We start from the raw sequence: 25,391 nt of genomic DNA, 5'->3' as shown, positions 1-25,391 counted from the left end.
CCTTGAGGTCATGAGCACGTCCAAGGCGAAGACCCCGCAGACCATGAAGTCCGCGACCGCGGCCAAGAAGCTGGGGATCCTGCTGTCGGCAGCGCCCGCCGAGTTCCAGGAAGGCCCCGTCTCCCGGGACGAGTTGAACGCGCTCCAGGCCGATCCGCCCCCTTGGCTCGCCGAGCTTCGCCGCGAGGGCCCCCACCCCCGCCAGGTCGTCGCCGCCAAGCTCCGTGTCTCCGCCTCGGGTCTGGCCCGCGCCGGCATCACCGGCCCCCTCACCACAGCCGAGATCGAGAACCTGAAGGCCGAAAACCCCGACTGGCTGGAACGCGAGCGGGCCACCCGAGCCAAAGTCCGCGAAGAGGAACTCCGCCTCAAGCAGCAGCGCGCCAAGGCCTGACCAGCGTGATGCCCCCGGCGGGGGCGCGGGCCTGCGGCTCCTGGGGTGCCAGCTGGCCGGGAAGTGTACGGTCGTCGATTCTGTCGCTCTCGGTGGTAGATCAGGCGGTGCCCGGGCTCGGCCGCGCCGGCTTGCGGGAGGTCACAGCCGCGCGGTCCCGGTTGGGCGCTGGCCGACCACTTCGCGCAGGGACCATCTCTGGCCACCTGATGGGAAGCGCTCGGTGATGCCGCCATCGGGATGCGAGCTCGGGGATTCACTCGTGCAGGAGGGCGTTGCTGACTGCTCCGGTGGGCCTGGCCGCTGGTTCTGTGGGCGGTATGAACGGCGTGGGCGGCTGGAGAGTGCCCGGCTTCGAGGTGTGACCAGGGTGGGTGCGGGGCCCGGTTCGGCCCGTCGGGACGTCCTGGAGCCGGCTCGGGGGAGCGTCGCAGGCGGTGGCCCGGGGGGTGAGGGCCGGGGTGCGGAGGGCGGCGGCGAGGGAGTCGATCAGGGTGGTGAGGCGGGTGAGCCCGGCGTCGGGCGACGAGGCGGCGACGCACGCGACGAGGGCGGTGCCGACGATGACGCCGTCGGCGAGAGGCGCGACTCCGGAGGCGTGGGCGGGGGTGGATATGCCGAAGCCGACGCAGACGTAGGTGGTCGTGACCCGGCGCACCCGGTTGACGAGGTTCTTCGCCCGGGCGATGTCCACCGCGCCGGAGCCGGTGGGACCGAGACGGCCTGCCACGTAGACGAAGCCGGTGCAGGCCGATGCGATACGGGAGATCTGCTCGTCGGAGGCGTCTGGCGGGACGACGAGGATCCTGGCGAGCCCGTGCGCGTCGGTGCTCGCCGTCCATTCCGGCGCCTCGCCGCTGGGCAGATCCGGGACGATCACCCCGCAGGCTCCCGCGATGGCGAGATCGCGCGCGAACCGCTCGGCCCCGTACCGCTCCACGGGGTTCCAGTACGTCATGCAGACCGCGGGGACTCCCGCCGAGGCGAGGGCCGTCACGGCGGTGAACAGGTCGGCGATCCGGGTCCCGCCCCGCAGCGCGCTCTCGGTGGCCTGTCTGATCACAGGGCCGTCCATGACCGGATCATGGTGGGGGAGGCCGATCTCGACGATGTCCACACCGGCCTCGACCATGGTGAACATGGTCTCGATCGAGGCCTGCACGCTGGGATAGCCGATCGGCAGATAGCCGATCAACGACGGCCGGCCCCGCTCCCGCTTTGCGGCGAGAACGTCCTCCAGCCATGCGCGACCGTCCTGCTCGCTCATCCGCCACCTCCTCCGGCGCCCGGCCCCACCAGTAGTCGATCTTGGACATACTGCGGGATCCGAACCGCTTCGGAAAGGGGTTCCGTGCTATCAATTGTTGCGTTCTGTGGACTTTCACCTCCGACTCGTGGTCACCGGGGTGGCTGAGGCGGACTCCCCGCGCCGCCGGACGGTCGGAGCGGCGACCATGCGGTACATCGGCGCGATGCTCCGGTCGGCTCTGGCGGACGCGGAACGGCAAGGCCGGTCCACGGTGAACGTGCGAACCTGGCCAAGCTTCAAACAGGCAAGCGAAGCACCGGTCCGGGCGCAGCGGTTCGCCGAGATCGTAGGAGTGGATCTCGTCGGCGGTGCCGTCGCGCGGGCTGAACCGGGTAGCCGGGCGCGCGGCTTCCGAGCCCGTCGGCGGGCCGCGCGGGACGTTGGTGACATGACACACCCGGCCCGACTTGCTTAACTATGCACGATCTTGTCGTTACTGTCGTACCCCAGGTCGGCGAAGCGGTCACTGGAGGTAGCGATGAGGTCCGGACGGTGGATACTCGTCGCCTGGCTGATCATTGGAGCGCTCGCCGCGGGACAGCGCCACTACTACACCCGATTCGACGGCAGCTGCGCCAAAATCGCCACGATCGGAATCACCTGGGCCTCGGGTCCGCTCAATTACATCGGTCTCAACCCCACCGCCAACTGCAGGGTTCCCCAGCCGAGCAAATGACATGTCGGGCTCGACGACCGCGTCATAGTGAGGCCTTCTGACGACATCTCAAGCCTCCCTCCGGCGCGCGGACACCCTGACGTTCCCCGGTTTGCGGTCGTGTGTGAGCCTCGAACTTTCGTGAGCCGGTTGGGACGCGGGGCGACCAACGGCCCGGCTGTCCGGCGGCCAGAAGCAGCGCCTGTTCATCGCCCTCTCCCTCATCGGCCGCCCCCGGATCGTCGTCCTGGACGAGCTGACCACCGGCCTCGACCCGCGCGCGCCCGTCGCGACACCTGGCAGCTGATCGAGGACGTCCGCGGCTCCGGCGTCACCGTCCTGCAGTGGCCGTCCTGCCTCCGGAGAACAGTTGTGCGGTGCGTATTGGCCAGCCGAAGATGCGCGCTCGAGGTCCCCGGTGAACTCTGCCCGTTCTGGTGACGTCACAGCCTGTAGATCGCGATTCTTGACCGTGGTGCTGTGAGGCAGTCGGCGGCTGACCGGCCCCGTGGAAGAGCCCGGGGGTGATGGCGCGTGGTGGATCGGTTGGAGCCGGGGGATCCGGAGCGGATCGGGGAGTTCTGGCTGGCGGGACGGCTGGGGGCCGGCGGGCAGGGCGTGGTGTACGACGCCTACGGGCCCGACGGGGGCCGGGTGGCGATCAAGGTCCTGCACGGGGCGTCGGAATCGCCGCGGGAACTTGAGCGGATGGCGGCCGAGGCGCGCGCGGCGCAGCGGGTCGCCTCGTTCTGCACCGCCCGGATCCTGCAGGTGCACCTGGAGCCGCCGCGGCCCTACATCGTCAGCGAGTACATCGACGGGCTGAGCCTGCAGGGCACCGTCAACGGTGCGGACGGACGGGAGCCGCGCCGGCTCGGCGGGGACGATCGGCACCGGCTGGGGGTGGGGATCGCCGTCGCGCTGGCGGCGATCCACCAGGCCAAGGTGGTGCACCGCGATCTCAAGCCGGGCAACGTGATGCTGGGGCCCGATGGTTCCCGGCTGATCGATTTCGGGATCGCCCGAGTACTGGACACCGGCTCGGCCACCCAGGGCGGCGGGCTGGTCGGGACGCTGCGGTACATGCCGCCGGAGGTGTATGCGGGGCAGCGCGCCGGTGCCGAGGCCGACGTGTTCGCCTGGGGCGCGATCATGGTGTTCGCGGCCACCGGCCGGCACGCCTTCACCGGCGGTGACCTGCCGCAGATCGCTCACCAGGTGCGGACCTGCGACCCCGATCTGTCAGTGCTGCCCGACTCGCTGCGCGCGCCGGTGACCTGCGCGACCTGGTCAATCGGGGGGCTGAGCTGGCCGGGCCGCTTCGGGGTGGGCGCCGGGCGACCCGGCGCTGGGCAGGCTCGCCGAGGACGCCTACACCGCCCTGCCATCGGACGAGCAGTCCCTGGTTCCGGAGGTGTTCCTGCGCTGCCTGGTCCCCGCAGACCACGGAAGCTGGTCGGTGCGTCCGGTGCCGGCCGCGGAACTGTTCGACCGCCCAGACCCCGCCGAAGGGGAGGCGCTGGAGCGGGTGGTGCGAGCCTTCGCGCCCCTGCTGACCCTCACCGGCGAACAGGTGGTCCTGGCGCGACCCGCGGTGCTTCGGGCTTGGCCCCGCCTGCGGGACTGGACCGAGAACCACCAGCAGGACCCGGCCGTCCACCACCGCGTCCGCCAAACCGCCGGGGTCTGGGACGACAACGGACGGCGCCGCGGCGACGTGCTGACCGGCGCCCGGTTGGACCAGGCCCTGCACTGGATCACCACCGGGCACCGGCCGTCCCCCGACCGGATCGAACGCGGCCTGCTGGATGCCAGCACCCGTGCCCAGACCATCCGCACCCGCCGTACCCGCACCATCGCCCTGGTCCTGGCGGTCACCGCACTGCTGTCCCTGACCGCGACGGGATGGGCGGTCCGGGCACAACAGACCGCCAACCGCCAGCGCGACGCCGTTGTCTCCCGCCAACTCATCACCCAAAGCCAGCAGTCCACCGACCCGGCGGTATCCGCCCTGCTCGCCGCCGCTGCCTGGCGATTGCAGAAAGGCCCCGAAAGCCGGGCCGCGCTCATCAACGTCCTCACCAACAGCTTCCTGCCCGCGGGCACCATTCGGACCCCGACCGTCAGTGAGATGGCGTACAGCCCCGATGGCCGCACCCTGGCCACCAGCCACGACGGCCCCACAGTGCGGTTGTGGGACGTGCGAGCCCGCCGCCAGATCGGCGCCCTCACCGGCCACACCAGCGTCGTCAGTTCGGTGGCCTTCAGTTCGGACGGCCGTATCCTGGCCTCCGGCGGCACCGACGGAACCGTGCGGTTGTGGGACGTGGGCGCCCGCCGTCCGATAGGCGAACCCCTCACCGGCCACACCGGCATAGTCAAGTCGGTGGCCTTCAGTCCGGACGGCCGCACCTTGACCACCGGGAGCGTGGACGAGACGGTGCGGTTGTGGGACGTGGCGATGCCCGCTGACCTTGTCGGCTCCGTCTGCGCAGCCGCCCGCCGCACGCTGACACCTCAGGAATGGACCCAGTACGTGCCGACCGGACCCAGGTACCGGAAAGTCTGCCCCTGACCGACGCCACAGAGACGACCGCGACTGCGAACCCGCCGGAGGACTCTGCCGGGGATCATCTTGATCCTGGCTCGACACCCGCGAGACCGGACAGAGGCTGCATCAGGCGCACCGTTGGCTGGATCTCTTAGCGGCCGGCCGGGTCGGTGGGTGGTGTGAGCGCCGTAGGTGCCCTGGTGGGCGATGGTGCCTCGGCTTGCGTGCAGTGCAGCGCGCTGCGTGTCATTTATGTTGGCCTGTTCGCTTCGAGTCTGATTTTCGTGCTGCCCGATGCTGCGGAGCCCTCGCTCACCCGGAACACGATCGCGGGTCGGCTCGGTACGGACCTGTTGTTCGGCTCGCGGGACGGCCGCACGCGGTGGCATCGTGGGCGAGTGGCGCCGAAGGAACAAGATGTGACGGGGTCGTTGAGCACCTGGCTGGCGGGATTGAGCCGGGAGGAGCTCGCCGGCCTGCTGACCGAGCGGCCGGACGCGTTGGCCGACCCGGAGCCGTTGACGTTGGGTGAGCTCGCGGAACGGCTCTCCGGCCCGCGCGGGGTCATGGCGGCGTTCGCCGCCTGCGATCTGCCGATGGTGCAGTTCGCGGAGGTGCTCGCGGCCCTCGGCGGCACTGCGGCGAGGGCGGCCGCCGAGGCGTTGCTCGGCGCCGCGCCGGACGACTTCGAGAGGGTGCTGGACGAACTCGTCCGGCGCGGCCTCGTATGGTCGGCGGATGATCTGCTGCATCTCGTGAAGCCGTTGAGGGAATGGCCGATCGGGGACGGACCGCTCGGTCTGGGGCCATCGGCCGCCGTTCTGCTGCCGCACCTGAGAGCCGAGGATCTCCGCCGGATCGTCCGCGGTCTGGATGTCGAGCCGACGGGGAAGCGCAAGGCCGAGCTCCTGGACGCGGCTCTCGCGGGTCTGGGTGACGCGGAACGGGTGCGGCGGGTCGCGGCCGCCGCGCCGCAACGGGAACGGAGCCGGATCGAGAAGATCGCACGCGCCGGCCGCGTGGACGACTACCAGGGCATTCACCTGTTCGGTCAGGAAGGCCCGTATGCCTGGGCGCTGGCCCGGGGACTGCTCGTCCAGCCCGACTGGCTGGAGCCGCTCATGCCCGCGGAGGTGGCACTGGCGCTGCGAGGCCCGTCCTATCAGGCGCCTTTCACACCGGCCGCGCCGTCCGTCGACACGACCGCGGCGTCGGAGGGCGCGGTGACGGCGGAGTTCGCCGCAGCGTCGGCGCGCGCCGTAGAGCAGATGGAAGCGGTTCTCCGGTCCTGCGCCTCGGAGCCGCCGACCCGTCTGAAGGCCGGTGGTGTCGGTGTCCGAGAGATGCGGCGGACGGCCAAGCGGACAGGGGGCTCCGAGGACGCCGTCCGGCTCTGGCTGGAAATGGCCGCGGCCGAGGGGCTGCTGGACTGGCGTGAGGGTGCGCTCGTCCCGACGGCTGAAGGCGGTGACCCGATGCCGGCCGCCACGCGCTTGGCGTCCATGTTGCGTACCTGGGCGCGGATGCCGCGCCTTCCGATGCTGAACCACCCGGAGGAGGGCCGAAGCACGCCTCTGGACACTCGGGCGTACGATCCAGCGGCGCCCAGGCTTCGCGCCGCGGTGCTCGAAAGCCTCGCGAGCCTCCCCGGAGGGCGCGGCGCGACCGGACCCGAGCAACTGGTCGCGGCGGTGACATGGCGGTCCCCGCTTCTGTTCGAGGACGCCGAGCTGGCACCGCCTTACATCGCGGCCGTCTGGCAGGAGGCGGAACTGCTCGGTGTGCTCGCCCAAGGCATGCTCACTGCGACCGGACGCGTGCTGGCGGGCGCCGACGCCCCGACGCTGGACGAGGCCGTCGCGGCCGCGCTGGAAGCGTCCTGCGGACGGGTACTCCTGCAGAGCGACCTCACGGCCGTGGTCCCCGGGCCGCCCGCGCCGTGGCTGGCCGGGCTGCTGGATCTGGTCGCCGATCGCGAATCCCGGGGCACCGCCTCGGTCTGGAGGTTCAGCATGGCCAGCGTGCGGCGCGCCCTGGACGAGGGCCGCTTCGCCGAAGGGATCCGCTCCGACCTGGAGGCGGCGGCGGGCACCGACCTGCCGCAGCCGCTGGCGTACCTGATCGACGACGTCGCCCGCAGGCACGGCGAGGTCACCGTCACCGCGTTCGCCTGCGCGATCTGCTGCTCCCGTCCCGCGCTGCTCGCCGAGATCCTGGCCCATCGAGGGCTGCGCCGGCTGAAGCTCCGAGAACTGGCGCCCACGGTGCTCGCCAGCGCCGAGCCGGTGGACCGGACCCTCGCGGCTCTCCGGGCTGCCGGTTACGTACCGGTCGGTGCGGGCGACGGTGGCGCACCCTTGATCGAACACGCGCCGGCGCGCCCCTCACGCCGCATGAAGCATTCGGCCAGGAAAGACGAGGCTTCCCGGCCGCGCACGCCGATCGACCTGGCCGCCCGGCTGCACGGAACGCCACGGGAACCGCCCGCCGAAGCGGACGTCGTCGGGGCCGGCATGGCGGACCTCGCTCCGCACCTGTCGGTTTCCGAACGGCGCATGCTGGTCCACGCAGTGCGGACGGGCGCTGCCGTCGGCATCGATTACGTCAACGCCGAGGGCAATCCCACCACCCGTGTGATCGAGAAGGTCAAGGTCGACGCCCCCTTCCTCTCCGCCTGGTGCCGGATGCGCGACGACGAGAGGGTCTTCCACATCGGCCGCGTCCAAGCCGTGACTCCAGCCGTTCTCATGACCTGAGGACCGGCCACCGGCGCATCGCCGCCGAGGGCGGCGATGCGGGGCCACCTCCGGGGGCCTCGACGTTGTTGGAGCCGCGGACCCGGCGGAGTGGGGTGACGCCCGGAATGACCTCAGCACCCAGGTGTTCGCGATCTGCTCGCCGGCGCGGCCGAACCATGATGTCGTCACCAGGACCCCGGTGGACGGGATGGCGGTGCTCGGTGACCTCGTGGTCCCCGACGTGGATGCGCCTCGGTGACGCCGTTCTCGCCGGCCGGGCACGAGTTCACCGACGCGTCCGGCCTGGTGGTGGCCGGTGTCCCGTTCGGGGACGTCGAGCACCTCTGCGCGGACGGCCCGGACGGGCGTTCCGCCTCATGCGCGACAGCGAGACCGACACGGCCTCCATGGGAGTGGACGTGCGGCGCGCCGACTCTCGCAGATGCGACAGCGATTCATCGGTGTCGTGGAACCGCTCGGCGCGATCGTACTGACCGTGCCGGCGCCGGCCCGCCGAACCGGCCCGGCACAGCCGCGGTGGGTGGCATGCCGACTCACATTCCGAGGGGCTGTCTGGTCATACCACTGAGAAGAGCACTCAGCTGAGGAGAGCACTCGGCGACATCACGGAGGACATGGATGAGTGACTTTGCGGCCATCGCTGACCGCGTCGAGATCGAGGCGCTGCGCGGCGAGCACGTCGACGCGCCCATGCTCGGCGACTACGACCGTTTCGCGTCGCTGTTCACCGAGGACGCGGTGTGGCAACTCCCCTTCGCCAGCGTCGAGCTCGTCGGGCGGAAGAATATCCGCGTCGGGATCGAACGTCTGCAGCGTGCGTGGGAGTTCTGGGTGCAGAACTCGCACTCGGGCACGATTCTGATCGATGGCGACACCGCGACCGGCCGGGACTACGTCTTCGAGATCGGTCGCCAGCGCGACGGCAGGTCGGTCGTCATGTACGGCCTGTTCCACGACCGCTACCAGCGCACTCCGGATGGCTGGAAGTTCACCGAGCGCGTTCTCGAGCCCAGGTACCTCGACACCACTCCGCTGACGGGCGCACCGCCCCAGGGATCCTGGGACGACCAGGTCGCCGCGGGATGATGGGCCGCTGCGACCGGCCAACGTGACCGCGGCGAGCGCCTTCGCGATCCCGCGTCTCGGCGCCGCGACCTGATCGCGGGAGGTCGGGGCCTCCTCCACACGTACTCCGCGAGTTCGAGACCTTCTGCTACGAGCATCGGCCTCATCAGGGCCTCGCCAATGCGCGCCCGTGGAAGCCGCTGCCTCCGCCGATCACCGGACCAGCCAGATCGCCCACCCGAACATCCGAAGGAGACAACGTCTGGGCGGAAGTCCCCAACGAGTAGGGACATGCCGGTTGACGCACGACATCACCCCCGTCCGCCGGCCCACGCCACCGTGGCCCTCGCGTCCGCATGCTGCGCGCAGCCGGCGTCGCCCGCGGGAGTTCGGAACAGGCGCTCACGGTGACGGCTGATTAAAACGTGTCAACGACCGGGACCGTCGCCCAGCGGCTGTCCGGGAGTGAAGGTCTTGTTCTCTGGGTCGAGTATTCCCAGCTCAGAGCCATTCTTGCAAGTGTCGGCGGCAGGCCGGTCAAAGGTGACTCTTGACGGAGTGACGTTCGCCGACCTAATGTCTTCGCGCATGCATTAAAACGTTAAAATCCGTTCACCTCCCGGCGGGAAGGGCGTTGGCGTCGAGGTATGGATGCACGCCGGAAGCGACGACCAGCGGTCCGGTTCTTGGTCGGCGCGCGGCGGGCCTGGCAGCGGCCGGTGCGGCGTCGTCGATGGGGGTCACCTCGGCGATCGCGAGCCCGGCCACCGGGAAACTGCCCGCGCAGGAGCCGCCCAAGCCGCCGCCGGGACCGTATGAGTTCGGCTCCCTGACGGCCACTGACGGGCTCGGCCGGACGCTGCCGCAGTTCGGGGAGGTGCGGGCACCTCGCACGGACCGGTACGTCGGAATCTTCTACCCCGTCTGGCTGGGCCAGCACGGCACCTCCGGTCCGTACGACATCACTCAGATCCTCGAGAACCACCCGGAGGCGGTCCACGACTCCGGCCACCCGGCGTGGGGTCCCGTTGGGGCGATGCACCATTGGGGCGAGCCGCTGTTCGACTACTACTTCAGCGACGACGCCTGGGTGCTGCGCCGAGACGCGCAGATGCTGGCCGACGCGCAGGTCGACTTCCTCGTCATCGATCAGACCAACGCGTTCCCCAACGTCGACAACATGCGCCGGCTGATGGAGGTGTTCGACGACGTCAGGCGGCAGGGCTGGAACGTTCCGAAGATCGTCTTCTACACCCACACCAACTCGGGCAACGTGATCCGGGCCGACTACGAGGCGTTCTACAAGTCCGGTCTGTTCCCAGAGCTCTGGTTCCGGTGGGAGGGGAAACCGCTGATCATCGGTGATCCGGACCAGGTGTCGCAGGAGGTTCGAGACTTCTTCACCTTCCGCCGGGACCAGTGGCCCAACGAGCCCACCAAGCCCCTGGCGTTTCCGTGGATCAGCTTCCAGAAGCCGCAGGAGGTGTTCTACGTAGGCGGCGAGCCCGAGATCGTCCCGGTGGCTGCGGCGGTGCACAACAACTTCCCGTTCAGCGACCAGCCGTTCTACGGGTACGGCGACAACTGGTCGCGCAGCTTCCACGACGGCGCCCTCGACCCCGCTCCCGACGCGTACACCCGGGGCCACCAGTTCACCGAGCAGTGGGAGCGCGCCCTCCAGGTCGACCCGAAGATCGTCATGCTCTTGGAGTGGAACGAGTGGGTGGCGCAGCGCGGGGCCGGCCAGTTCCCGGGCTGGAACAACGAGACGCGCCCGCCGGAACGTCCCGTCTTCTTCGTCGACTGCGCCACCGCGGAGTTCAGCCGCGACGTCGGGCCGATGAAGGGTGGCTTCAACGACAACTACTACCTCCAGATGGTCGCTTTCATCCGGCGGTACAAGGGACTGGGCGCACAGGCCCGCCCCAGCGCCCGCCAGTCGATCGACGTGGCCGGCGCCTTCGACCAGTGGGATGGTGTGGGTCCGACCTATCGCGGGTTCGTAGGAGACGCGCAGCCGCGCGACCACCCCGGGTTCGGTGACGTCACGCTCACGAACAAGACCGGCCGCAACGACTTCGAGATCGCCAAGGTGGCCCGCGACGCGCAGCACATCTACTTCTACGTGCGCACCGCGCAACCCATCACCGGCCAGGACGCCGACAAGAACTGGATGACCCTGTTCCTCAACATCGATGGTGATTCCGGAAGCGGCTGGGAGGGGTACGAGTTCGTCGTCAACCGAATCCGGCGCGACTCGAACAAGACCGTCCTGGAGACCAGCAGAGGTGGCTGGCATTGGCGGGAGGTCGGCGAGGTGCGCTACCGGACATCGGGTCGGGAGCTGCACCTGGCCATTCCACGGTCGATGCTCGGCCGCCACGCACACGGAAAACTTCACGTCCAGTTCAAGTGGTCGGACAACATGCAGGTGGACGGAGACGTCATGGACTTCTACGTCAACGGCGACACGGCGCCGTACGGGCGCTTCAGTTTCCTGTACACCGAGGATCATCAACTGACCTCCCCTGTGGAGTCGTAGTACGGCAACCCGGTACGCGCGGTGAAGAAGCCGCTTGGCCGCGCTGCCGGGGCCGAGCCCGAGCGAGGGATCCACCACTGACTCTGTTCCATCCTCCAGTGGCGACCCGCTGGTCACGGCGTGATCGCGATGCGTCCCTTGGGCCATGGCGTAGAGAGACCCCTGGCAGACGGGTTGATCACCACTCGACCCGGCCGTCAGGGGTCTCTCGTAATGGCCTGGCCGCGCGAGGACGAAGCGTTCGGCGTGTTCGCGGCCTCGGAGCCCGACATGGCCCCCTGTCTCCGGCCGTCCGGCCACCGCCGGGATGGGAAGGCCTTGGACTCGACGCGGCTGCGTCGACCCCGGCACTCCCGGACCGCGCCGTCCATGTTCATGGTGCTCCCACGACCGCTCGTTCACTCCGGCTTGGGCGCACTCGATGCCGGTGAGCCGGACACCGACGCGTGCGGTGCCTCCCCGGTGATGGCGGAGTCGCCCAGGTCCTGGAAGAGGCGGCCGGGCCACCAGAACCAGCGGCCGAGGTCGAGCGCCAGGGCGGGGACCAGGATGGTGCGGACCAGGAAGGTGTCCAGCAGGATTCCGATGCCGACGACGACGCCCATCTGGACCATGGTCACCATCGGCAGTCCGGCGAAGACGGCGAAGGTGGCGGCGAGCACGATGCCCGCGGAGGTGATGACGCCTCCGGTGCTGGTCAGGCCCTCCAGTAGGCCGCGGGTGTGGCCGATGCGGGCGGCCTCCTCTCGTACGCGGTGCATCAGGAAGATGTTGTAGTCGATGCCGAGGGCGACGAGGAAGACGAACCCCAGCAGGGGGAGCGACCAGTCGATGGCGGCGAAGTCGAAGACGTGCTCGAAGAGCAGGTTCGAGGCGCCGAGCGCGGCGAGGAATGAGACGACGACGGTGAGGAGCATCAGCAGCGGGCCGACCAGCGCCCGCAGCAGCCAGACCAGGACGAGCAGCACCACGGCGAGGACCACCGGGATGACGGTCCTCAGGTCGCGGGCGGTCGCCCGTCGGGTGTCGAGGGTCTGGGCGGTGGTGCCGCCGACGAGCGCGTCCACGCCGTCGACCTGGTGCACGGCGTCGCGGAGGGCGTCGATGGTGTCCTCGGCCGCCTGGCTGTCCGGGGCGTCCTTGAGCACGACCGACAGGGTGGCCAGCCGGCCGTCGGGCGTGCGGTCGCCGTCCTCGACTCGGGAGACGCCGGTCACCGCGGACGCCGTGGCCTTGACCGCGGCCGCCTTCTCCGCGCTGGTGACGATCGTCGCCGGGTCGGACGCGCCGGAAGGGTAGTGCGCTGAGATCCCCTCCTGGGCGATGACCGACTCGGGCTTGTCCTGGAACATCTCGGCCTGCCGCAGGCCCAGGTCGATGGCGGTCGCGCTGAGCGCGAGGACGCCGGTGACGGCGAGCGCTGCCGTCCAGGCCCGGCGGGGTCTGCGGGCGATGGCGGCGCCGATCCGGGACCATACGGTGACGGCACTGCGGGCGGGCGTGCCTTCGCGCGGGACGAAGGGCCAGAACACCCAGCGGCCCGTGGCGACCAGCAGGGCCGGCAGAACGCTGATCATCGCGAGCAGGGCGCACAGGACGCCGACCGCGCCGACCAGGCCGATGGAACGGGCCGAGTCGAGGTCGGCCAGGACGAGGCAGGCCAGGCCCACCGCGATGGTGCCGGCGGAGGCGAGGATCGCAGGACCCGAGCGGCGCAGAGCGATCCGCATGGCCTCGTGCCGGTCCTGGTGACGGTGCAGTTCTTCGCGGTAGCGGGCGATGAGCAGAAGGGCGTAGTCGGTGCCGACGCCGAAGACGAGGACCATCAGGATGCCGGAGCTCTGCGGATTGACGGGGAGCCCCGCGTACCTGGCGAGCAGGTAGGTGCCCACCTGGGTGAGGACCGCGGCGAAGGCGACCGAGAGCAGCGGCAGCAGCCACAGGAACGGGCTGCGGTAGGTGATCAGCAGCAGGGCGGCCACCACCAGGGCGGTGGCGATCATCAGCGTGGCGTCGAGCGAGTCGAAGACGGCGACCTGGTCGGTGAGTGACCCGGCCGGCCCCCCGACGGCGACGTCCACCCCGGGCGGTGCACCGTCCCCGGCAAGCCGGCGGATCTCGTCGACGGTGGCGGTGACATCGCCGTCCTCGGTGGACAGGGGGACGACGGTCATCACGGCCTTGCCGTCCTCGGATGGGATGGGCGGCGACACCCGCTCGCCCAGGGCCGCGAACCGTGCGAGGGCCGTCCGCTCGGCGGCGGCGGTGGCGGCCGCGTCGCGGCCTGTGTAGAGGAGCACGGCCGGCATGACCTCGTCCGTGCGGAACTTCTCCAACTCCGTGTTGACTTGCGCGGATTCGGCTCCGCCCGGCAGGAAGGCGTTGGCGCCGGTGTCCTCGACGTCGCCGAGCCTGCCCGCGAGCGGACCGAGCACGACGACCAGGACCAGCCACGCGGCGAGGACGAGCCATTTGGAGCGACGACCGCCGGGGGCGCTCGCCGCTCGCTTGAGCAGCGCGTTCATGAGTAGTCTCCTGAATGTGGAGTGCGGCCGGCCTCCGGCCGGCGCAAGGGCGCATGGGTCCGTGCCACGGCGCTGCAGGTGTGAGGACCTGCCGTGGCGTACGGGTTGGTGCCTGCTGTGTTCTCCATCGGTACGGCCGGGAGTTCCCGCTCCCGGCCGTACGGCTCCGCGGGCGGTGCTAGTCGATGGAGCGCATCATCTTCTCCATCGAGACGATCGAGGTGCGGGCCTGCTCCAGTTCCCTCAGCGTGTGCCGTTGCAGTTCGACGTTGTCCTCCAGCAACTCGGCGTACTTGGCGGCGAGCCGCCTGTACTGCTCCTCGCGGGCGGCGAGCATCCGGGCCCGCCACGTCGCGGCGATCTGCCAGACGACCACGATGAGGAGCAGGAAGACGCCGGCGGCGCCGACCACCCCCGCCCAGTCCTGGCTCATGTCGCCTTCTCCTTCACGGTCGCTTCCCTTCCTTGCTGATCGTCCGGGCCGCGTCGACGACGACGTCAGGTGTCAGCACGTGCGTGAACGGCGCGACCTCGAAGAACCTCATGGCCTTGCCGTCCTCCGACAGCTCCAGCGAACCGGTCACCAGCCCGGCCGCCTCCAGGCGCTGCAGGTGCATGTGGAGCAGCGGGCGGCCGATCCCCAGTTCCCGCGCGAGCCGGCTGACGTAGTTGCGTCCGCCCTCGGCGAGCGCGGCGACGATACGCAGTCGATGCGGATTGCCGAGCGCCGCGAGGACCGTCAGCAACTCGTCCCCGGTCGGCGCCGCCGGAACCTCGCCCATCGCACCCCCTTCTGGACCTTCCTGGGGCCAAGTAGACAGCTGGCCCTGTCACATGTCAACTATTTCTGACACATCTCAGGGATGCGGGTACGTCCACCATGCATTCCTGTGGGCGGATGGCCCGGTGGTGCTCGACGTCGGCCCCAATCCCACCGAGGAGCCGGCCCTCCGGAACCCCGACCCCGAGGCCGCGCGGGGGACCCCGGCCCCGGTCCGTCCCCCGCGGGCCGACCGCCCGACCGCCGGGCCCGCGACCGCGCCGCGGTCGCGGGCCGGTTCGATGCCCGGCGCGTGCACGGTGAGGCAGGGGTGCCGGGGCCGATCTCCGTGCGCCGAGGCCGCCGGGAGACCGGCCTCCAGCGGGTGAAATGCTCACCCGGAGCCGCGGGCGTTCTGGGCGCAGCGGTGCTGAACGGTCCGGAGCCGGTGAGCTTCGGCGGCCCTCGTCTACCGGCCCGACGCGGCCATCAGCGGGACCTCCGAGATCCGGCTCGACGCGCGAAGCCGAGCCCGTCGCGGCGACGGCCGATCGCACGCTGAGGGGCGGTCGAGGGCGGCGGGCTGGTCAATGTGGTGTTCTCGGGCCTGTCCGGCCTGGTCATCGACGATGTGGCGGATGAGGGTGGGTTGATTCGGGTGCGGGCCCGGAGCCGGGAGGTGCCGGTTCCGTGCCCGGGATGTGCTGTCGAGGCTGCTCACGCGCATGGGTGATGCGAGCGGACCGTGGCCGATGTTCCGGTCGACGGGCGGCCGGTGGTGGTGCAGGTGCGGGTGCTGGGCGTGGCGTTGACGGTCTGCTGGCCGGGCACGGCGAGACGGGACCGCCCGTGCCGTCGCGGCGCTTCTCACGCCGGCGTTGGAAGCTGCTCCAAGAGGAGCTCAACGGCCACCCCGTCCTGGGCCTGCGCCGGGCGGGGCGGAAGGCCGAGGGCCTTGTCGCGGCGCGTTCCGCCCGTGGTCGCGTAGGGGACCGACCGACAGGCCGCGGTCGCGTATCCCCTCCAAGAGCGGCGGCAGCGCGTCGAGCGTGTTCCTCCATGAGCCGGGTGCTGATGTGCAGTCGGAGTCGTGGAGGAGCACGGTTCCTCCACCGCCGAGGTCGCGCGTGAGGGTCGCGAGGATGGAGGCGGGGGTCGCCGCGCGCGTCCAGTCCCGGCCCCAGTTCGTCCAGAGCACCGGTGTGAGGCCCAGGCGGCCGGCCGCCCGCAAGGCCGAGGAGCTCAGCACACCGTAGGGGGGCCGGTACCATCGCGGCACCGTCCCGGTGACCTGGACGATCGACTCCATCGCCCGGGCCAGGTCGTCGTACGTCGCGGCGGGCCCACGCAGCAGCATGCAGCGGTGCTCCCATCCGTGGACGGCGATCTCGTGTCCGGACTCGGCGAGTTCCCGGCCCAGCTCCGGGGCGGCCCTGAGCATCCGGCCGAGCAGGAAGAAGGTGGCCTTCACCCCGTACTCCCGCAAGGCGGCCAGGAACGCCGGCGTCGAGCGCGGGTCCGGACCGTCGTCGAACGTGAGCGCCACATGGCCGGGCTCGCCGACGCCGGCCAGCCCGGGGAACAGCCGCCGGCGCAGCGGCCCGATCGACGTGACGGCCGGCGCGGCATGCGCGGTGGCGAGGACACCTGCCGCCGTCACGGCGAGACGCGTGGCGCTCATCGGGACGCCTCCACCATCTCGGAAAGCTCCATGGACGCGGGTCGGCCGGTGGCCGCGGAGTCTCGTCCGGTCGCCAGGGAGGCGACGATCGCCGCCGGGTCGGCGGCTCCGGTGGACCCCATGGCGCGGGGTGCCGTCAGCGCCGCGAACAACGCCTCGGGCAGCTCGTCGGGTCTGCGTGCCCACGGTGCCCACCCGGACTCCTCCAGAGCGGCGGCGTTGGTCCTGCCGTGTCCCGGAAGGCAGCGGTAGCTGATGACGGGCAGGCCGGACGCCAGCGCCTCGAGGGAGCTGAGGCCGCCGGCGTTCTGAACCACGAGGTCGCAGGCGCGCATCAAGGCCGGCATGTCCTCGACCCAGCCGAGCGTGACGCCGACGCCGGAGCGGGCGAGCGCCTCCCGCAGCGCGGTGTTGCGCCCGCACACGACGACCGGCGTGACCAACCGGGACGCGGCCACGTCTCGTACGGTGGCCGCCACGTCCCCGGATCCCCACGCCCCCGCGACCACCAGGGCCAGGCGGTCGTCGTCCGGCAGGCCGAAGCGCAGCCGTGCCAGCCGCCGTTCGAGGACGGACGAGGCGGGCCGAAACCCGGGTCGTACGGCGGGCGCGCACACCCGGACGTCAGCCGCGCCGAGCCGTCGCGCCTGCGCCGCCGCCGCCGGGTGCAGCGCCAGGTGAGCGTCGGCCCGTTCGGCGATCCACAGGGGGTGCACGGACATGTCGGTGAGGTAGGTGACGACCGGGACCCGGAGCTCGCCGCGCCGCCGCAGCCGGCTCAACGCCTGGCTCGCGAGGGGGTAGGTCGACACGACGACGTCGGAGCCCGCCGCCGTACGGGCGAGGCGACGGGCGGCCAGCCCGCTCAGGGCACGTACCGCCGCCGCGAGTTTCCGGCGCCGGTCCAGCGCGATGAACAACCGCTCCCAACTCTCCGGGGCGGCCCGCAGTTGCAGCGCGTACGTCTGCCGCAGGAGGCGGCCGAGCGATGCTGGGAGGAGGTCGAGAAAGTCGTGGCGGTCGACGGTGAATCCGGCTTCGCCGAGCCGGCGGGCCAGCTCGCTCGCCGCGCCGTCGTGCCCGGCGCCGACGCTCGCCGACACGATCGTGACGTGCCGTCTCGTGCCGGGGCCGATCAAGGAGGGGTTCACGACCTGGTGCCTTCTATCTCGACGTGATGGAAGTCGGCCGTCGCCGGCCGGACGGGGGATCAGGGAAGGGATCGCTCGCCGCCGCGCGTCCCGCGTCGGCGGCGACCGTCACGACCGGCGGGGGCGCCGGATGCGCAGGCGTCCGCACAAGGTGCCGCGGTGCTCGACGCCGACGGTGGTGAACCGCCCGTACGCGATGGCCAGCCAGCAGAACCCGCCGACCGCGATCACCTCGGCGCGCTGTTTCCGGCCGGCCCATCGGCCGCCGGTGAACAGCACCACCGGGAGGGTCGAATCTTCCGGCAGGCGGCCCCAGGCGATGGCGCACGGGCGTCCGCGGGAGACGCCGCGGCGGGCGCCCCGCAGCATCTCCGGCGCCACCGATGACCGCACGACGACGTCGACCAGCGTCTCTGCCTCGTACATCTCCAGCGCGGGCCGCTCCGTAGCGGCATGGCCGAGCCGAATCGCCCACGGGGTGCCGGTCAGGCACTGCTCGACGGGCGCCGCGCTGGTGGCCATGGGGTGATCTCCTCCCGTGCCCGCCTCATCGGGCACGGGATCAGCGTGGTCGTTCCGGGAGCGAAGAACAGTAACGCGGCCATCCGACTTCAGGTGGCACTAGGTTCACCATCGGCCATCCCGTCTGCTCCAGAAACGCCGCCTGCCCGTACCACAGCCCGATCAGTGCCCGGCCTCGGTGGGTGCGGCGCACCGCGTCTGGTCGCGACGGGCGCCCGGTCGGTACTCTCGGGCGATGCCGACGGACACGCGGAGCATGATCGATCTCACTGATCCCCAGGTCGAGCTTCGCGACGCGGTGCGGGATGCCGCCAGGCGTTTCAAGCGCTCCTACTGGACCGAGTGCGACGAGCAAGGTGAGTTCCCCTGGGAGTTCTACCGAGCGTTCGCCGATGCAGGCTGGCTCGGCCTTGCGGTGCCTGCCGAATACGGCGGCAGTGGCCTCGGCATGATCGAGACAGCTCTGGTACTGGAGGAGGCGATCGCTTCCGGTGCCGGGACGAACGGGTGCAGAACGATGCTTCTGACCATGGTCGGGTTGAACGTGATCGCCAAGCACGGCTCCGAGGGGATGCGGCGGGAGGTGCTTCCTCTGGCGCTCAAAGGAGATCTGCAGGTCTGTCTCGGCGTGACCGAGGCAGACCTGGGCATCGACAGAGTGTGGACCTCCACTCTCGCGCGGCGCGAGGGCGGCTTCTATTTCATCGACAGCCGCCAGGCGGGGATCACCGTGGCCGCCCGGCCGGAAAAGGTGCTGCTCGTGGCGCGGACGACGCCGCGCGAGCAGGGCGATCGGCTTGCCGACGGTATGACACTGTTCCTGGTCGACCTGGCCTCGACTCGCGTTGAGATGCGGCCGATCCTCACGACGAGGCGCAACGCCGTTTCCCCTTACGAGTGGTTCATCGACGGGCTGAGAGTGCCGGCCGATGCTCGCATCGGAGAGGAAGGCGAAGCGTTCCGCTGCCTCCCGGATGTCCTCAACCCCGAACGGATCCTGCTCGCGCACGAGGCGCTCGGGCTCGGCGGGGCCGCCGTGGAGGCCGCGATCGGCCATGAGCATGAACGAATGGCGTCCGGGCGGTCAGTCGGCGCCAGCCGAGGTAACACGTTCCCGCTCGCCGAGGCCGCCGCCCGACTCGCTGCGGCCCGCGTTCTCGCCCGCCGGGCAGCCTGGCTCTACGACATGGGTGAGCCATGCGACAGGGAGGCCGGCATGGCCAGGCTCACGTGCGCCGATGCGAGCCGCTTCGCTGTGGACCAGGCGGTACGGACGTTCGGCGGCAAGGAGTCGAGCTGAGCGAGGCCGGCGCATGGCGCGACGGTCTCCTGCAGAATCACTTCCCGAACGCGTCGGTGTGGGCCGGGTCGCGCACGTGCCCGGCGCGGACTCGGCCCACGGCGTCGGGAGGCGTCAGTGCACGTGAGCGCGGGGGATGTCCTGCGAGCTGAGGAGTCGCTGAAGGCGTTCGAGGCCGGTTTGGAGACTCCGGTCATCCAGTGCGTAGGACAGGCGCAGGCAGCCGGGGGCGCCGAAGGCTTCGCCGGGCAGGAGGGCCACTGACACCTGTTCCAGGATGAACGTCGCGAGTTCCGCGGTGGAGGCGAACGACTGACCGAGGATCGTGCGGGTGAGCAGTCGCTTCACTGAGGGGAAACAGTAGAAGGCCCCCGTTGGGGTGGGGCAGTCGACTCCGCGGATTCCCTGGAGGACGTCGACCATGAGGTGGCGGCGCCGATCATAGGAGGCGAGGACGTCGTCGAAACCCGGACGGCCCGCACGTAGCGCCGCCACCGCGGCGACCTGGGCCACGTTTGAGACGTTCGAGGACATGTGAGACTGCAGGTTCGTGGCCGCCCTGACCGCCGGGCCAGGGCCGTAGAGCCAGCCGACCCGCCAGCCCGTCATGGCGTATGTCTTCGACACGCCACCGATCACGATGCACTGGTCCCTGACACTGGGTGCCGCGACCGGCATGGACGAGGCCACCGCGTTGTCGTACACAAGGTGCTGGTAGATCTCATCGCTGATCACCCATATTCCCCGCCGCGCCGCCCAGTCTCCGATGGCTTGGATCTCCTCGGGCGTGTACACGGTTCCCGTCGGGTTGGCGGGGGACCCGAAAAGCAGCACCTTTGTGCGCGGCGTGAGGTGAGCGTCCAGGTCACCGGGTGTCACCTTGTAGTCCTGGGCTGAATCACTGCGCACCGGGACGGGTGTCGCGCCGGCGAGCCGTACTGCCTCCGGATAGGTGGTCCAGTAAGGGGAGGGGATCAGCGCCTCATCGCCCGGGTTCAGGAGGACCATGCAAGCGAGATAGACGGCTTGCTTGGCGCCGTTGGTCACCAGGATCGACGTGTCGTCGATCGTGAGTGCGGTGTCCGTCAGCACGGTTTCGGCGATGACGCCGCGCAGTTCCGCCAGCCCGGCCGACGAGGTGTAACGATGATTGGCCGGGTCCGCACAGGCGCGCTGGGCCGCCTCGACGATGTGGTCGGGGGTGGCGAAATCCGGCTCGCCGGCGCCGAAGCTTACGACGCGGAATCCGGCTGCCCGCAGTTCTCCGGCGCGGGCCGAAACCGCCATGGTCGCGGAACCGCCGACCGCGCCTGCTCGTTCACTCAAACCGATCGACATGATGACCTTCCGATGGTGCCAGTTCGGCCAGGACCTTGAGGAAGACGTCGTTCTCTTCTGGACTTCCAACACTCACACGCAGCCAACCGCGGGGGCCCAGATCGCGAACCAGCACGCCCCGTGCGGCCAGATTGGCCGCCGCGGTGGAGGAATCGGTGTTGGTGTCGAAGAAGAGAAAGTTCGCGTCACTGGGCGTGACCGCGTGCCCAGCGCTCACGAGGCCGTCGCGCACCCTCGTGCGCTCGGCGAGGATGGCGGGGATGTGCGATAGCGCCTCCTCGGCGTGTTCGAGCGCGGCGAGTGCGACCGAAACGGTCAAAGTCGATAGATGGTACGGAAGTGCCACAACGTGGAGCGGCGCGAGTACGTCCGGTGAGGCGAGCAGGTATCCCATCCGTACTCCGGCGATCCCGAACGCCTTCGACATGGTTCTGGCGATCACCAGCCCGCGGTGTTCGGCGAGCAGGCCTGCTCGGCTGCCGGCGGCGGAGAACTCGACGTATGCCTCGTCGAGCACCACCAGCCCCGGCGCCGCCCGCAGGACGACGTCCAAGGTCGCCGGGTCGAGCGGTGTCCCGGTCGGGTTGTTGGGCGCGCAGAGGAAGACGACGTCGGGTCTGTGACGGTCGATCGTCGTGCCGGCCGCCTCGGGGCTCAGCCCGAAACCAGGGTCGCGGTCGGCCTGCACCCATCGGGTGCCTGTGATGGCCGCGAGCTGCTGGTGCATCGAATAGGTCGGCCCGAAGCCCAGGGCGGTTCGGCCGGGTCCGCCGTACACCTGGAGCAGGTGCAGCAGCGTCTCGTTGGACCCGTTTCCCGGCCACACCATGTCGGCCCGCACGGCGTGGCCGGCGTATCCGGCCAGGGCGGTCCGCAGTGTGAGCAGGGTGGTGTCCGGATAGCGGTTCACCTTTGTCAGCGCCAGTGCCGCCGCTGCCCGCAGTGCCGCAAGATGCCGTCCTGCGGGCGGACGCGGGCTCTCGTTGTTGTTCAGGTGTGCGAGCGGACGCGGCGCCGACGGGAACGGAACGGTGACGTACGGCCGGGTCGTTCGCAAGTCGTCGCGTATGGGCGGTGTCGTCATTCAGTCTGCGCTCGCTTCTGGTGACCCGGTGATGCGCGTGACGAGCTGGTGCATGGAAGTCGTCCAGTTGCTTTCCAGCTCCTTGCAGGCGGCCTCCGGGTCCTGCTCGCGCAGGGCCGTCGCTATGCGCTTGTGCTGGTTGACCGACTCCTGGACATGGTGTGCGTCGCCGAGGTACGCATACTCGTAGCGGTGAACGATGCGCTTGGTGTCGCCGATCATTTCGAGGAGCCGCCGGTTCGGACAGGCCGCCAGCAAGGCGGCGTGCCATTCGTCGTCGGTCTGCTGCACCTCCTGCGTGTCCGCGCTGTTCGTCATGTTCTCCGCCAGTTCGATGAGCTGCGGGGCGCGCTGGGCGAGCTCTTCGGGATCGGACAGCCTGATCGCGAGGACTTCGAGCTGGGCGATGATCGGGTAGGTCTCGCGGATCTCCCGCTCGCTCAGGGCGGAGACCCAGTAGCCCCGGTTCGGGCGGGCTTCGAGAATGCCCTCCTGCTCCAGGCTTGCCAGCGCCTCGCGCAGCGGGGTGCGGCTGACCCCGATCTCCGATGCGAGCCGCACCTCGTTGATCCGGCTGCCCACAGGGAATTTGCCCAGGTAAACGCGGCTGAGGATCTCGTCCTTCACCTGTTCACGCAGAAGTCTGCGGTCGACCGCCATGGACGCCTCCTTCGATCTACTCCTCTTCTCCTTGCCCCATATTACATACTGAACTCAGTGTGCAGACCCGCTAGGCTGTCAACGATCCCATCCCTGTGCTCTGGAGGCGGCCCCATGCCCGATTTTGCTATGACCCCATCGCCGAGAGACGGTTCGGTGCCCGTACCGGATCGTGATCCCCGCGATGCGCCCTCGCGGTTTCACCGATCGCTGCCAGGCTACGAGCGCACGCCGCTGATCGATTCGCCGGGGTTGGCGCGCAGGCTGGACGTGGGGCGCGTGTTCGTCAAGAACGAGCAGTCCCGGCTCGGGCTGCCATCGTTCAAGATCCTCGGTTCGTCCTGGGGGATTCACCGCACCCTGTGCGACCGCCTCGGCCTCGATCCGTCGATCTCGTTCGGGGACCTTCGGCGGGCCGCCAGTCCGCTGCGCGACCACGTGCTGACCTGTGCCACGGACGGCAACCACGGCAGGGCCGTGGCTCGTATGGCCGGGATGCTCGGGATGCGCGCCCGCATCTATGTGCCCCTCGACGTGTCGGCGTCGCGTGCGGCGGCGATCGAGGAGGAGGGGGCGCAGGTCATCCGGGTGTTCGCGAGCTACGACGACACGGTCCGCTATGTTGCCGGTCAGGCCGCTCTCGATGCCCGCGACATCCTGGTGTCCGACACGTCCTGGCCCGGATACGAGACGGTGCCGCGCCATGTGATCGCCGGCTATTCGACGATCTTCGACGAGGTCGACGAGCAGCTCGCCGAGGCGGGCCTCGATCCCCGCGACGCCATCGACCTGGTGATCGTCCCGACGGGGGTGGGTGCGTTCGCCGCGGCGGTCGGATTGCGGTTCGGCCGGCGGGCCGCGACGCGCGTCGCGACGGTCGAACCCGATTCGGCCGACTGCGCGCACCGCTCGCTCGCGGCCGGAGTGCCGACGACGGTCCAGGGCCCGCACCGCTCCGTCATGGCGGGCCTCAACTGCGGCGAGTTGAGCATCATCGCATGGCCGATCCTGCGCGGCACGGTGGACGCGACCATCACGGTGGACGACCGGGCGGCCCGCGAAGCGATGAAGATCTTCGCCCGATGTGGGATCGAGTCGGGTGAGAGCGGGGCCGCCTCCCTGGCCGGCGCGCTCCTCGTGTGCGCTGACCAGGAATTTCGTGCCCCTCTGGAGTTGACGCGGCGGAGCACGATTCTGCTCCTGAACACCGAGGGGGCCAGCGACCCCGCGAGCTATCTCAGCGTCGTCAGGAGAGAGGGCGCGGACGCCCTCCCGGCCTGAGAGTCCGCCCCCGGAGGCCGGATCGAGCGGGTCCGCCCGGATTGTTTTCCGAGGAAGCTCCCACTTTTTCGTCCTTGACACTGGCGTAGGGCGTCTGCATTCTGTGTTCAGCACGCAGGTGGGCCTTCATGTCGGAGAGTGCTTCGGCTGCCTGCTCCACCCCCCGACTGCCGGACTACGGCGTCATCGACGACTCACTGAAGGTGGGATGACCGTGTTCCTACGAGTCAGAGGCATGGTGGCAGTCGGCGCGACTTCCTTCATGGTCGCCGCTTCTGCCGCCTCCTGCGGCGGGTCCCCGGCGGGGACGAAGACGCAGGCGTTCTCGACCGCGATCCTCGAACCGTCCTCGCTCATGCCCGCGAACTACTCGGAGATCTACGGGGCGCAGGTGGTGACCGCGCTCTTCACGCCGCTCGTGACGTTCGACATCGAGACGAACAAGACCGCCCTGGCGGTCGCCGAGAGCATCGAGAGCGCCGACAACAAGGTGTGGAAGGTCAGGGTCAAACCCGGCTGGAGGTTCCACAACGGCGAACCCGTCACCTCCGCATCGTTCGTCGACGCCTGGAACTTTGCGGCGAGCAAGAAGTCGGCCCAGCTGAACGCGTACGTCTTCGGAGACATCAAGGGCTACCGAGAGGTCTCGTCCGGGGCCGCGACGTCGATGTCCGGTCTTCACGTCACCGACGACAGGAACTTCGAGATCACGCTGGACAGGCCGTCCTCACAGTTCAAGCAACTGCTCGGCTACCCCGCGTTCTCCCCGCTGCCCACCGCGGCCTACAAGGACCCCAAGGCGTTCGAGCAGCAGCCGATCGGCAACGGCCCCTACAGCATGGAAGGCCCCTGGCAGCACGACCAGGAGATCAAGCTCCGGCGCAACGACACCTATGCCGGCACCAAAGCCAAGGCCAAGGAGGTCAGCTTCAGGATCTACCAGAGCTTCGACACCGCATACAACGACCTGCTCGCCGGCAACCTCGACGTGCTGCCCGCCGTCCCCACCGCGCGGGTCGCCGAGGCCAAGAGCCAGTTGGGGGACCGGTTCAGCGAGTCGCCGAGCGGGCGCATGGAGTACCTCGGCTTCCGCGTGGACGGGGAGAAGTTCTCCTCGCCCGGCGTGCGCAAGGCCATCTCGATGGCGATCGACAGGCCCACGATCGCCAAGGCCATCTTCAGGGGCACGCGCATCCCGGCGACCGGATACGTCCCGCCCGTCGTCCCCGGCGCGGCCCGCGACGCGTGCGGAAAGCTGTGCGTCCACAACCCCGCCGAGGCCAAGGCGGCTCTCCAGGCGGCGGGCGGCATCCCGGGCAACACGATCACCATCGGCTACAACAGCGACGCCCCGGAGAACAAGGAGTGGGTCGAGGCGGCCGCGCAGCAGATCACCGAGGCTCTCGGCGTGACGGTCAAGACGCAGGCGTACCCCAAGCTGGCCATGCTCCTGAGCGGCCTCGGCAGCGGAAAGATCGACACCGCCTTCCGCACCGCGTGGACCTTCTACTTCCCGAGCCCGGAGAACTACCTCAAGCCCCTGTTCGCGCGGGGCGCGGGCGAGAACTTCTCCGACTACGGCAACGACCGGTTCGAGACGCTGCTGCGCGAAGGCGCGGCGGCCAAGAACCCCGACGCCGCGAACACGAAGTTCGCGCAGGCCGAGCAGGTGCTGCTGAACGACATGCCGTACGTGCCGCTCTGGTACCAGGGCGTCATGGTCGGGCACTCCGAGCGGGTCAGCCAAGTCCACGTGGACTCCTTCCGCCGGTTGCGGATCGAGTCCGTGGTCGCCCGATAGCCGGAGAGCGGTG

Annotated in this window: 18 protein-coding genes and 2 pseudogenes; 10 read left to right on the top strand and 10 right to left on the bottom strand. The window is 70.0% G+C overall.

What is annotated here, in order from left to right:
* The first annotated feature begins 10 nt into the window (after positions 1 to 10).
* On the top strand, positions 11 to 394 hold the full coding sequence (locus ACQEU6_RS24925; protein ID WP_499335417.1) for a DUF5997 family protein: 384 nt from the start codon (positions 11 to 13) through the stop codon (positions 392 to 394).
* A 256-nt stretch (positions 395 to 650) separates the two neighbouring features.
* Here ACQEU6_RS24925 and trpA read toward each other — a convergent pair whose 3' ends face one another.
* On the bottom strand, positions 651 to 1,661 hold the full coding sequence (gene trpA, locus ACQEU6_RS24920; protein WP_499335416.1) for a tryptophan synthase subunit alpha: 1,011 nt from the start codon (positions 1,659 to 1,661) through the stop codon (positions 651 to 653).
* A gap of 869 nt (positions 1,662 to 2,530) precedes the next feature.
* Between trpA and ACQEU6_RS24915 the strand changes: the two are divergent.
* From ACQEU6_RS24915 to ACQEU6_RS24890, 6 genes and pseudogenes are all read left to right on the top strand, one after another.
* Positions 2,531 to 2,700 (top strand): annotated as a pseudogene (locus ACQEU6_RS24915) (ATP-binding cassette domain-containing protein); the annotation flags it as partial.
* A 192-nt stretch (positions 2,701 to 2,892) separates the two neighbouring features.
* Positions 2,893 to 3,567 (top strand): annotated as a pseudogene (locus ACQEU6_RS24910) (serine/threonine-protein kinase); the annotation flags it as partial.
* Between the two features lie 139 nt (positions 3,568 to 3,706).
* Positions 3,707 to 4,933: a WD40 repeat domain-containing protein gene (locus ACQEU6_RS24905; RefSeq protein ID WP_499340342.1), complete on the top strand. Its 1,227-nt coding sequence runs from the start codon at positions 3,707 to 3,709 to the stop codon at positions 4,931 to 4,933.
* A 176-nt stretch (positions 4,934 to 5,109) separates the two neighbouring features.
* On the top strand, positions 5,110 to 7,665 hold the full coding sequence (locus ACQEU6_RS24900) for a helicase-associated domain-containing protein (RefSeq protein WP_499335415.1): 2,556 nt from the start codon (positions 5,110 to 5,112) through the stop codon (positions 7,663 to 7,665).
* 621 nt (positions 7,666 to 8,286) lie between these two features.
* Positions 8,287 to 8,754: a nuclear transport factor 2 family protein gene (locus ACQEU6_RS24895; protein WP_499335413.1), complete on the top strand. Its 468-nt coding sequence runs from the start codon at positions 8,287 to 8,289 to the stop codon at positions 8,752 to 8,754.
* A 712-nt stretch (positions 8,755 to 9,466) separates the two neighbouring features.
* A complete protein-coding gene (locus ACQEU6_RS24890; RefSeq protein ID WP_499335412.1) occupies positions 9,467 to 11,275 on the top strand; it encodes a hypothetical protein in 1,809 nt (602 codons plus the stop codon).
* Between the two features lie 398 nt (positions 11,276 to 11,673).
* Here ACQEU6_RS24890 and ACQEU6_RS24885 read toward each other — a convergent pair whose 3' ends face one another.
* The 6 genes from ACQEU6_RS24885 to ACQEU6_RS24860 all read right to left on the bottom strand — a co-directional run bounded on the left by ACQEU6_RS24885 (position 11,674) and on the right by ACQEU6_RS24860 (position 17,914).
* On the bottom strand, positions 11,674 to 13,800 hold the full coding sequence (locus tag ACQEU6_RS24885) for an MMPL family transporter (protein ID WP_499335411.1): 2,127 nt from the start codon (positions 13,798 to 13,800) through the stop codon (positions 11,674 to 11,676).
* 178 nt (positions 13,801 to 13,978) lie between these two features.
* Positions 13,979 to 14,233, bottom strand: a complete 255-nt coding sequence (locus tag ACQEU6_RS24880) for a hypothetical protein (RefSeq protein ID WP_499335409.1) — start codon at positions 14,231 to 14,233, stop codon at positions 13,979 to 13,981.
* A 13-nt stretch (positions 14,234 to 14,246) separates the two neighbouring features.
* A complete protein-coding gene (locus ACQEU6_RS24875) occupies positions 14,247 to 14,582 on the bottom strand; it encodes an ArsR/SmtB family transcription factor (RefSeq protein ID WP_499335407.1) in 336 nt (111 codons plus the stop codon).
* Positions 14,583 to 15,461: 879 nt separating this feature from the next.
* On the bottom strand, positions 15,462 to 16,241 hold the full coding sequence (locus tag ACQEU6_RS24870; protein WP_499335406.1) for a polysaccharide deacetylase family protein: 780 nt from the start codon (positions 16,239 to 16,241) through the stop codon (positions 15,462 to 15,464).
* Positions 16,238 to 17,392, bottom strand: a complete 1,155-nt coding sequence (locus ACQEU6_RS24865) for an MGDG synthase family glycosyltransferase (RefSeq protein ID WP_499335404.1) — start codon at positions 17,390 to 17,392, stop codon at positions 16,238 to 16,240. The genes ACQEU6_RS24870 and ACQEU6_RS24865 overlap by 4 nt, the downstream gene beginning before the upstream one ends.
* Positions 17,393 to 17,500: 108 nt before the next feature.
* Positions 17,501 to 17,914, bottom strand: a complete 414-nt coding sequence (locus tag ACQEU6_RS24860) for a hypothetical protein (protein ID WP_499335402.1) — start codon at positions 17,912 to 17,914, stop codon at positions 17,501 to 17,503.
* A 235-nt stretch (positions 17,915 to 18,149) separates the two neighbouring features.
* Between ACQEU6_RS24860 and ACQEU6_RS24855 the strand changes: the two genes are divergently transcribed.
* Positions 18,150 to 19,214 carry an acyl-CoA dehydrogenase family protein gene (locus tag ACQEU6_RS24855; RefSeq protein ID WP_499335400.1) on the top strand — a complete coding sequence of 355 codons (1,065 nt, stop codon included), beginning with the start codon at positions 18,150 to 18,152 and terminating at the stop codon, positions 19,212 to 19,214.
* Positions 19,215 to 19,328: 114 nt separating this feature from the next.
* On the opposite strand, the gene ACQEU6_RS24850 is transcribed toward ACQEU6_RS24855, so the two are convergent.
* Genes ACQEU6_RS24850 through ACQEU6_RS24840 form a run of 3 tightly spaced genes read right to left on the bottom strand, consistent with a single transcriptional unit; the run spans position 19,329 to position 22,296 of the window.
* Complete coding sequence (locus tag ACQEU6_RS24850; RefSeq protein ID WP_499335399.1) at positions 19,329 to 20,552, bottom strand: pyridoxal phosphate-dependent aminotransferase; 1,224 nt, start codon at positions 20,550 to 20,552, stop codon at positions 19,329 to 19,331.
* Complete coding sequence (locus ACQEU6_RS24845) at positions 20,533 to 21,636, bottom strand: aminotransferase class I/II-fold pyridoxal phosphate-dependent enzyme (protein WP_499335398.1); 1,104 nt, start codon at positions 21,634 to 21,636, stop codon at positions 20,533 to 20,535. The genes ACQEU6_RS24850 and ACQEU6_RS24845 overlap by 20 nt, the downstream gene beginning before the upstream one ends.
* Positions 21,637 to 22,296, bottom strand: a complete 660-nt coding sequence (locus tag ACQEU6_RS24840; protein ID WP_499335396.1) for a GntR family transcriptional regulator — start codon at positions 22,294 to 22,296, stop codon at positions 21,637 to 21,639.
* 114 nt (positions 22,297 to 22,410) lie between these two features.
* Between ACQEU6_RS24840 and ACQEU6_RS24835 the strand changes: the two genes are divergently transcribed.
* Both ACQEU6_RS24835 and ACQEU6_RS24830 read left to right on the top strand, forming a co-directional pair.
* The gene (locus ACQEU6_RS24835) at positions 22,411 to 23,577 is read left to right on the top strand and encodes a diaminopropionate ammonia-lyase (RefSeq protein ID WP_499335395.1); all 1,167 of its coding nucleotides are present in this window, start codon (positions 22,411 to 22,413) and stop codon (positions 23,575 to 23,577) included.
* A gap of 262 nt (positions 23,578 to 23,839) precedes the next feature.
* Positions 23,840 to 25,378 carry a peptide ABC transporter substrate-binding protein gene (locus ACQEU6_RS24830; protein WP_499335393.1) on the top strand — a complete coding sequence of 513 codons (1,539 nt, stop codon included), beginning with the start codon at positions 23,840 to 23,842 and terminating at the stop codon, positions 25,376 to 25,378.
* The last annotated feature ends 13 nt before the right edge of the window (positions 25,379 to 25,391 follow it).

It is taken from the genome of Spirillospora sp. CA-108201, from assembly GCF_050936235.1.
Lineage (GTDB): Bacteria > Actinomycetota > Actinomycetes > Streptosporangiales > Streptosporangiaceae > Spirillospora.
Note: the sequence above shows the minus strand (reverse complement) of the source record. Positions and strands in the feature narration are given on the sequence as shown.

Bases quoted from the DNA above. Each gene is read 5' to 3' on its own strand.
- ACQEU6_RS24925 (WP_499335417.1), top strand. From the start codon at position 11: ATGAGCACGTCCAAGGCGAAGACCCCGCAGACCATGAAGTCCGCGACC.
- trpA (WP_499335416.1), bottom strand. From the start codon at position 1,661: ATGAGCGAGCAGGACGGTCGCGCATGGCTGGAGGACGTTCTCGCCGCA.
- ACQEU6_RS24895 (WP_499335413.1), top strand. From the start codon at position 8,287: ATGAGTGACTTTGCGGCCATCGCTGACCGCGTCGAGATCGAGGCGCTG.
- ACQEU6_RS24890 (WP_499335412.1), top strand. From the start codon at position 9,467: ATGGGGGTCACCTCGGCGATCGCGAGCCCGGCCACCGGGAAACTGCCC.
- ACQEU6_RS24885 (WP_499335411.1), bottom strand. From the start codon at position 13,800: ATGAACGCGCTGCTCAAGCGAGCGGCGAGCGCCCCCGGCGGTCGTCGC.
- ACQEU6_RS24880 (WP_499335409.1), bottom strand. From the start codon at position 14,233: ATGAGCCAGGACTGGGCGGGGGTGGTCGGCGCCGCCGGCGTCTTCCTG.
- ACQEU6_RS24875 (WP_499335407.1), bottom strand. From the start codon at position 14,582: ATGGGCGAGGTTCCGGCGGCGCCGACCGGGGACGAGTTGCTGACGGTC.
- ACQEU6_RS24870 (WP_499335406.1), bottom strand. From the start codon at position 16,241: ATGAGCGCCACGCGTCTCGCCGTGACGGCGGCAGGTGTCCTCGCCACC.
- ACQEU6_RS24860 (WP_499335402.1), bottom strand. From the start codon at position 17,914: ATGGCCACCAGCGCGGCGCCCGTCGAGCAGTGCCTGACCGGCACCCCG.
- ACQEU6_RS24855 (WP_499335400.1), top strand. From the start codon at position 18,150: ATGCCGACGGACACGCGGAGCATGATCGATCTCACTGATCCCCAGGTC.
- ACQEU6_RS24850 (WP_499335399.1), bottom strand. From the start codon at position 20,552: ATGTCGATCGGTTTGAGTGAACGAGCAGGCGCGGTCGGCGGTTCCGCG.
- ACQEU6_RS24845 (WP_499335398.1), bottom strand. From the start codon at position 21,636: ATGACGACACCGCCCATACGCGACGACTTGCGAACGACCCGGCCGTAC.
- ACQEU6_RS24840 (WP_499335396.1), bottom strand. From the start codon at position 22,296: ATGGCGGTCGACCGCAGACTTCTGCGTGAACAGGTGAAGGACGAGATC.
- ACQEU6_RS24835 (WP_499335395.1), top strand. From the start codon at position 22,411: ATGCCCGATTTTGCTATGACCCCATCGCCGAGAGACGGTTCGGTGCCC.
- ACQEU6_RS24830 (WP_499335393.1), top strand. From the start codon at position 23,840: ATGGTCGCCGCTTCTGCCGCCTCCTGCGGCGGGTCCCCGGCGGGGACG.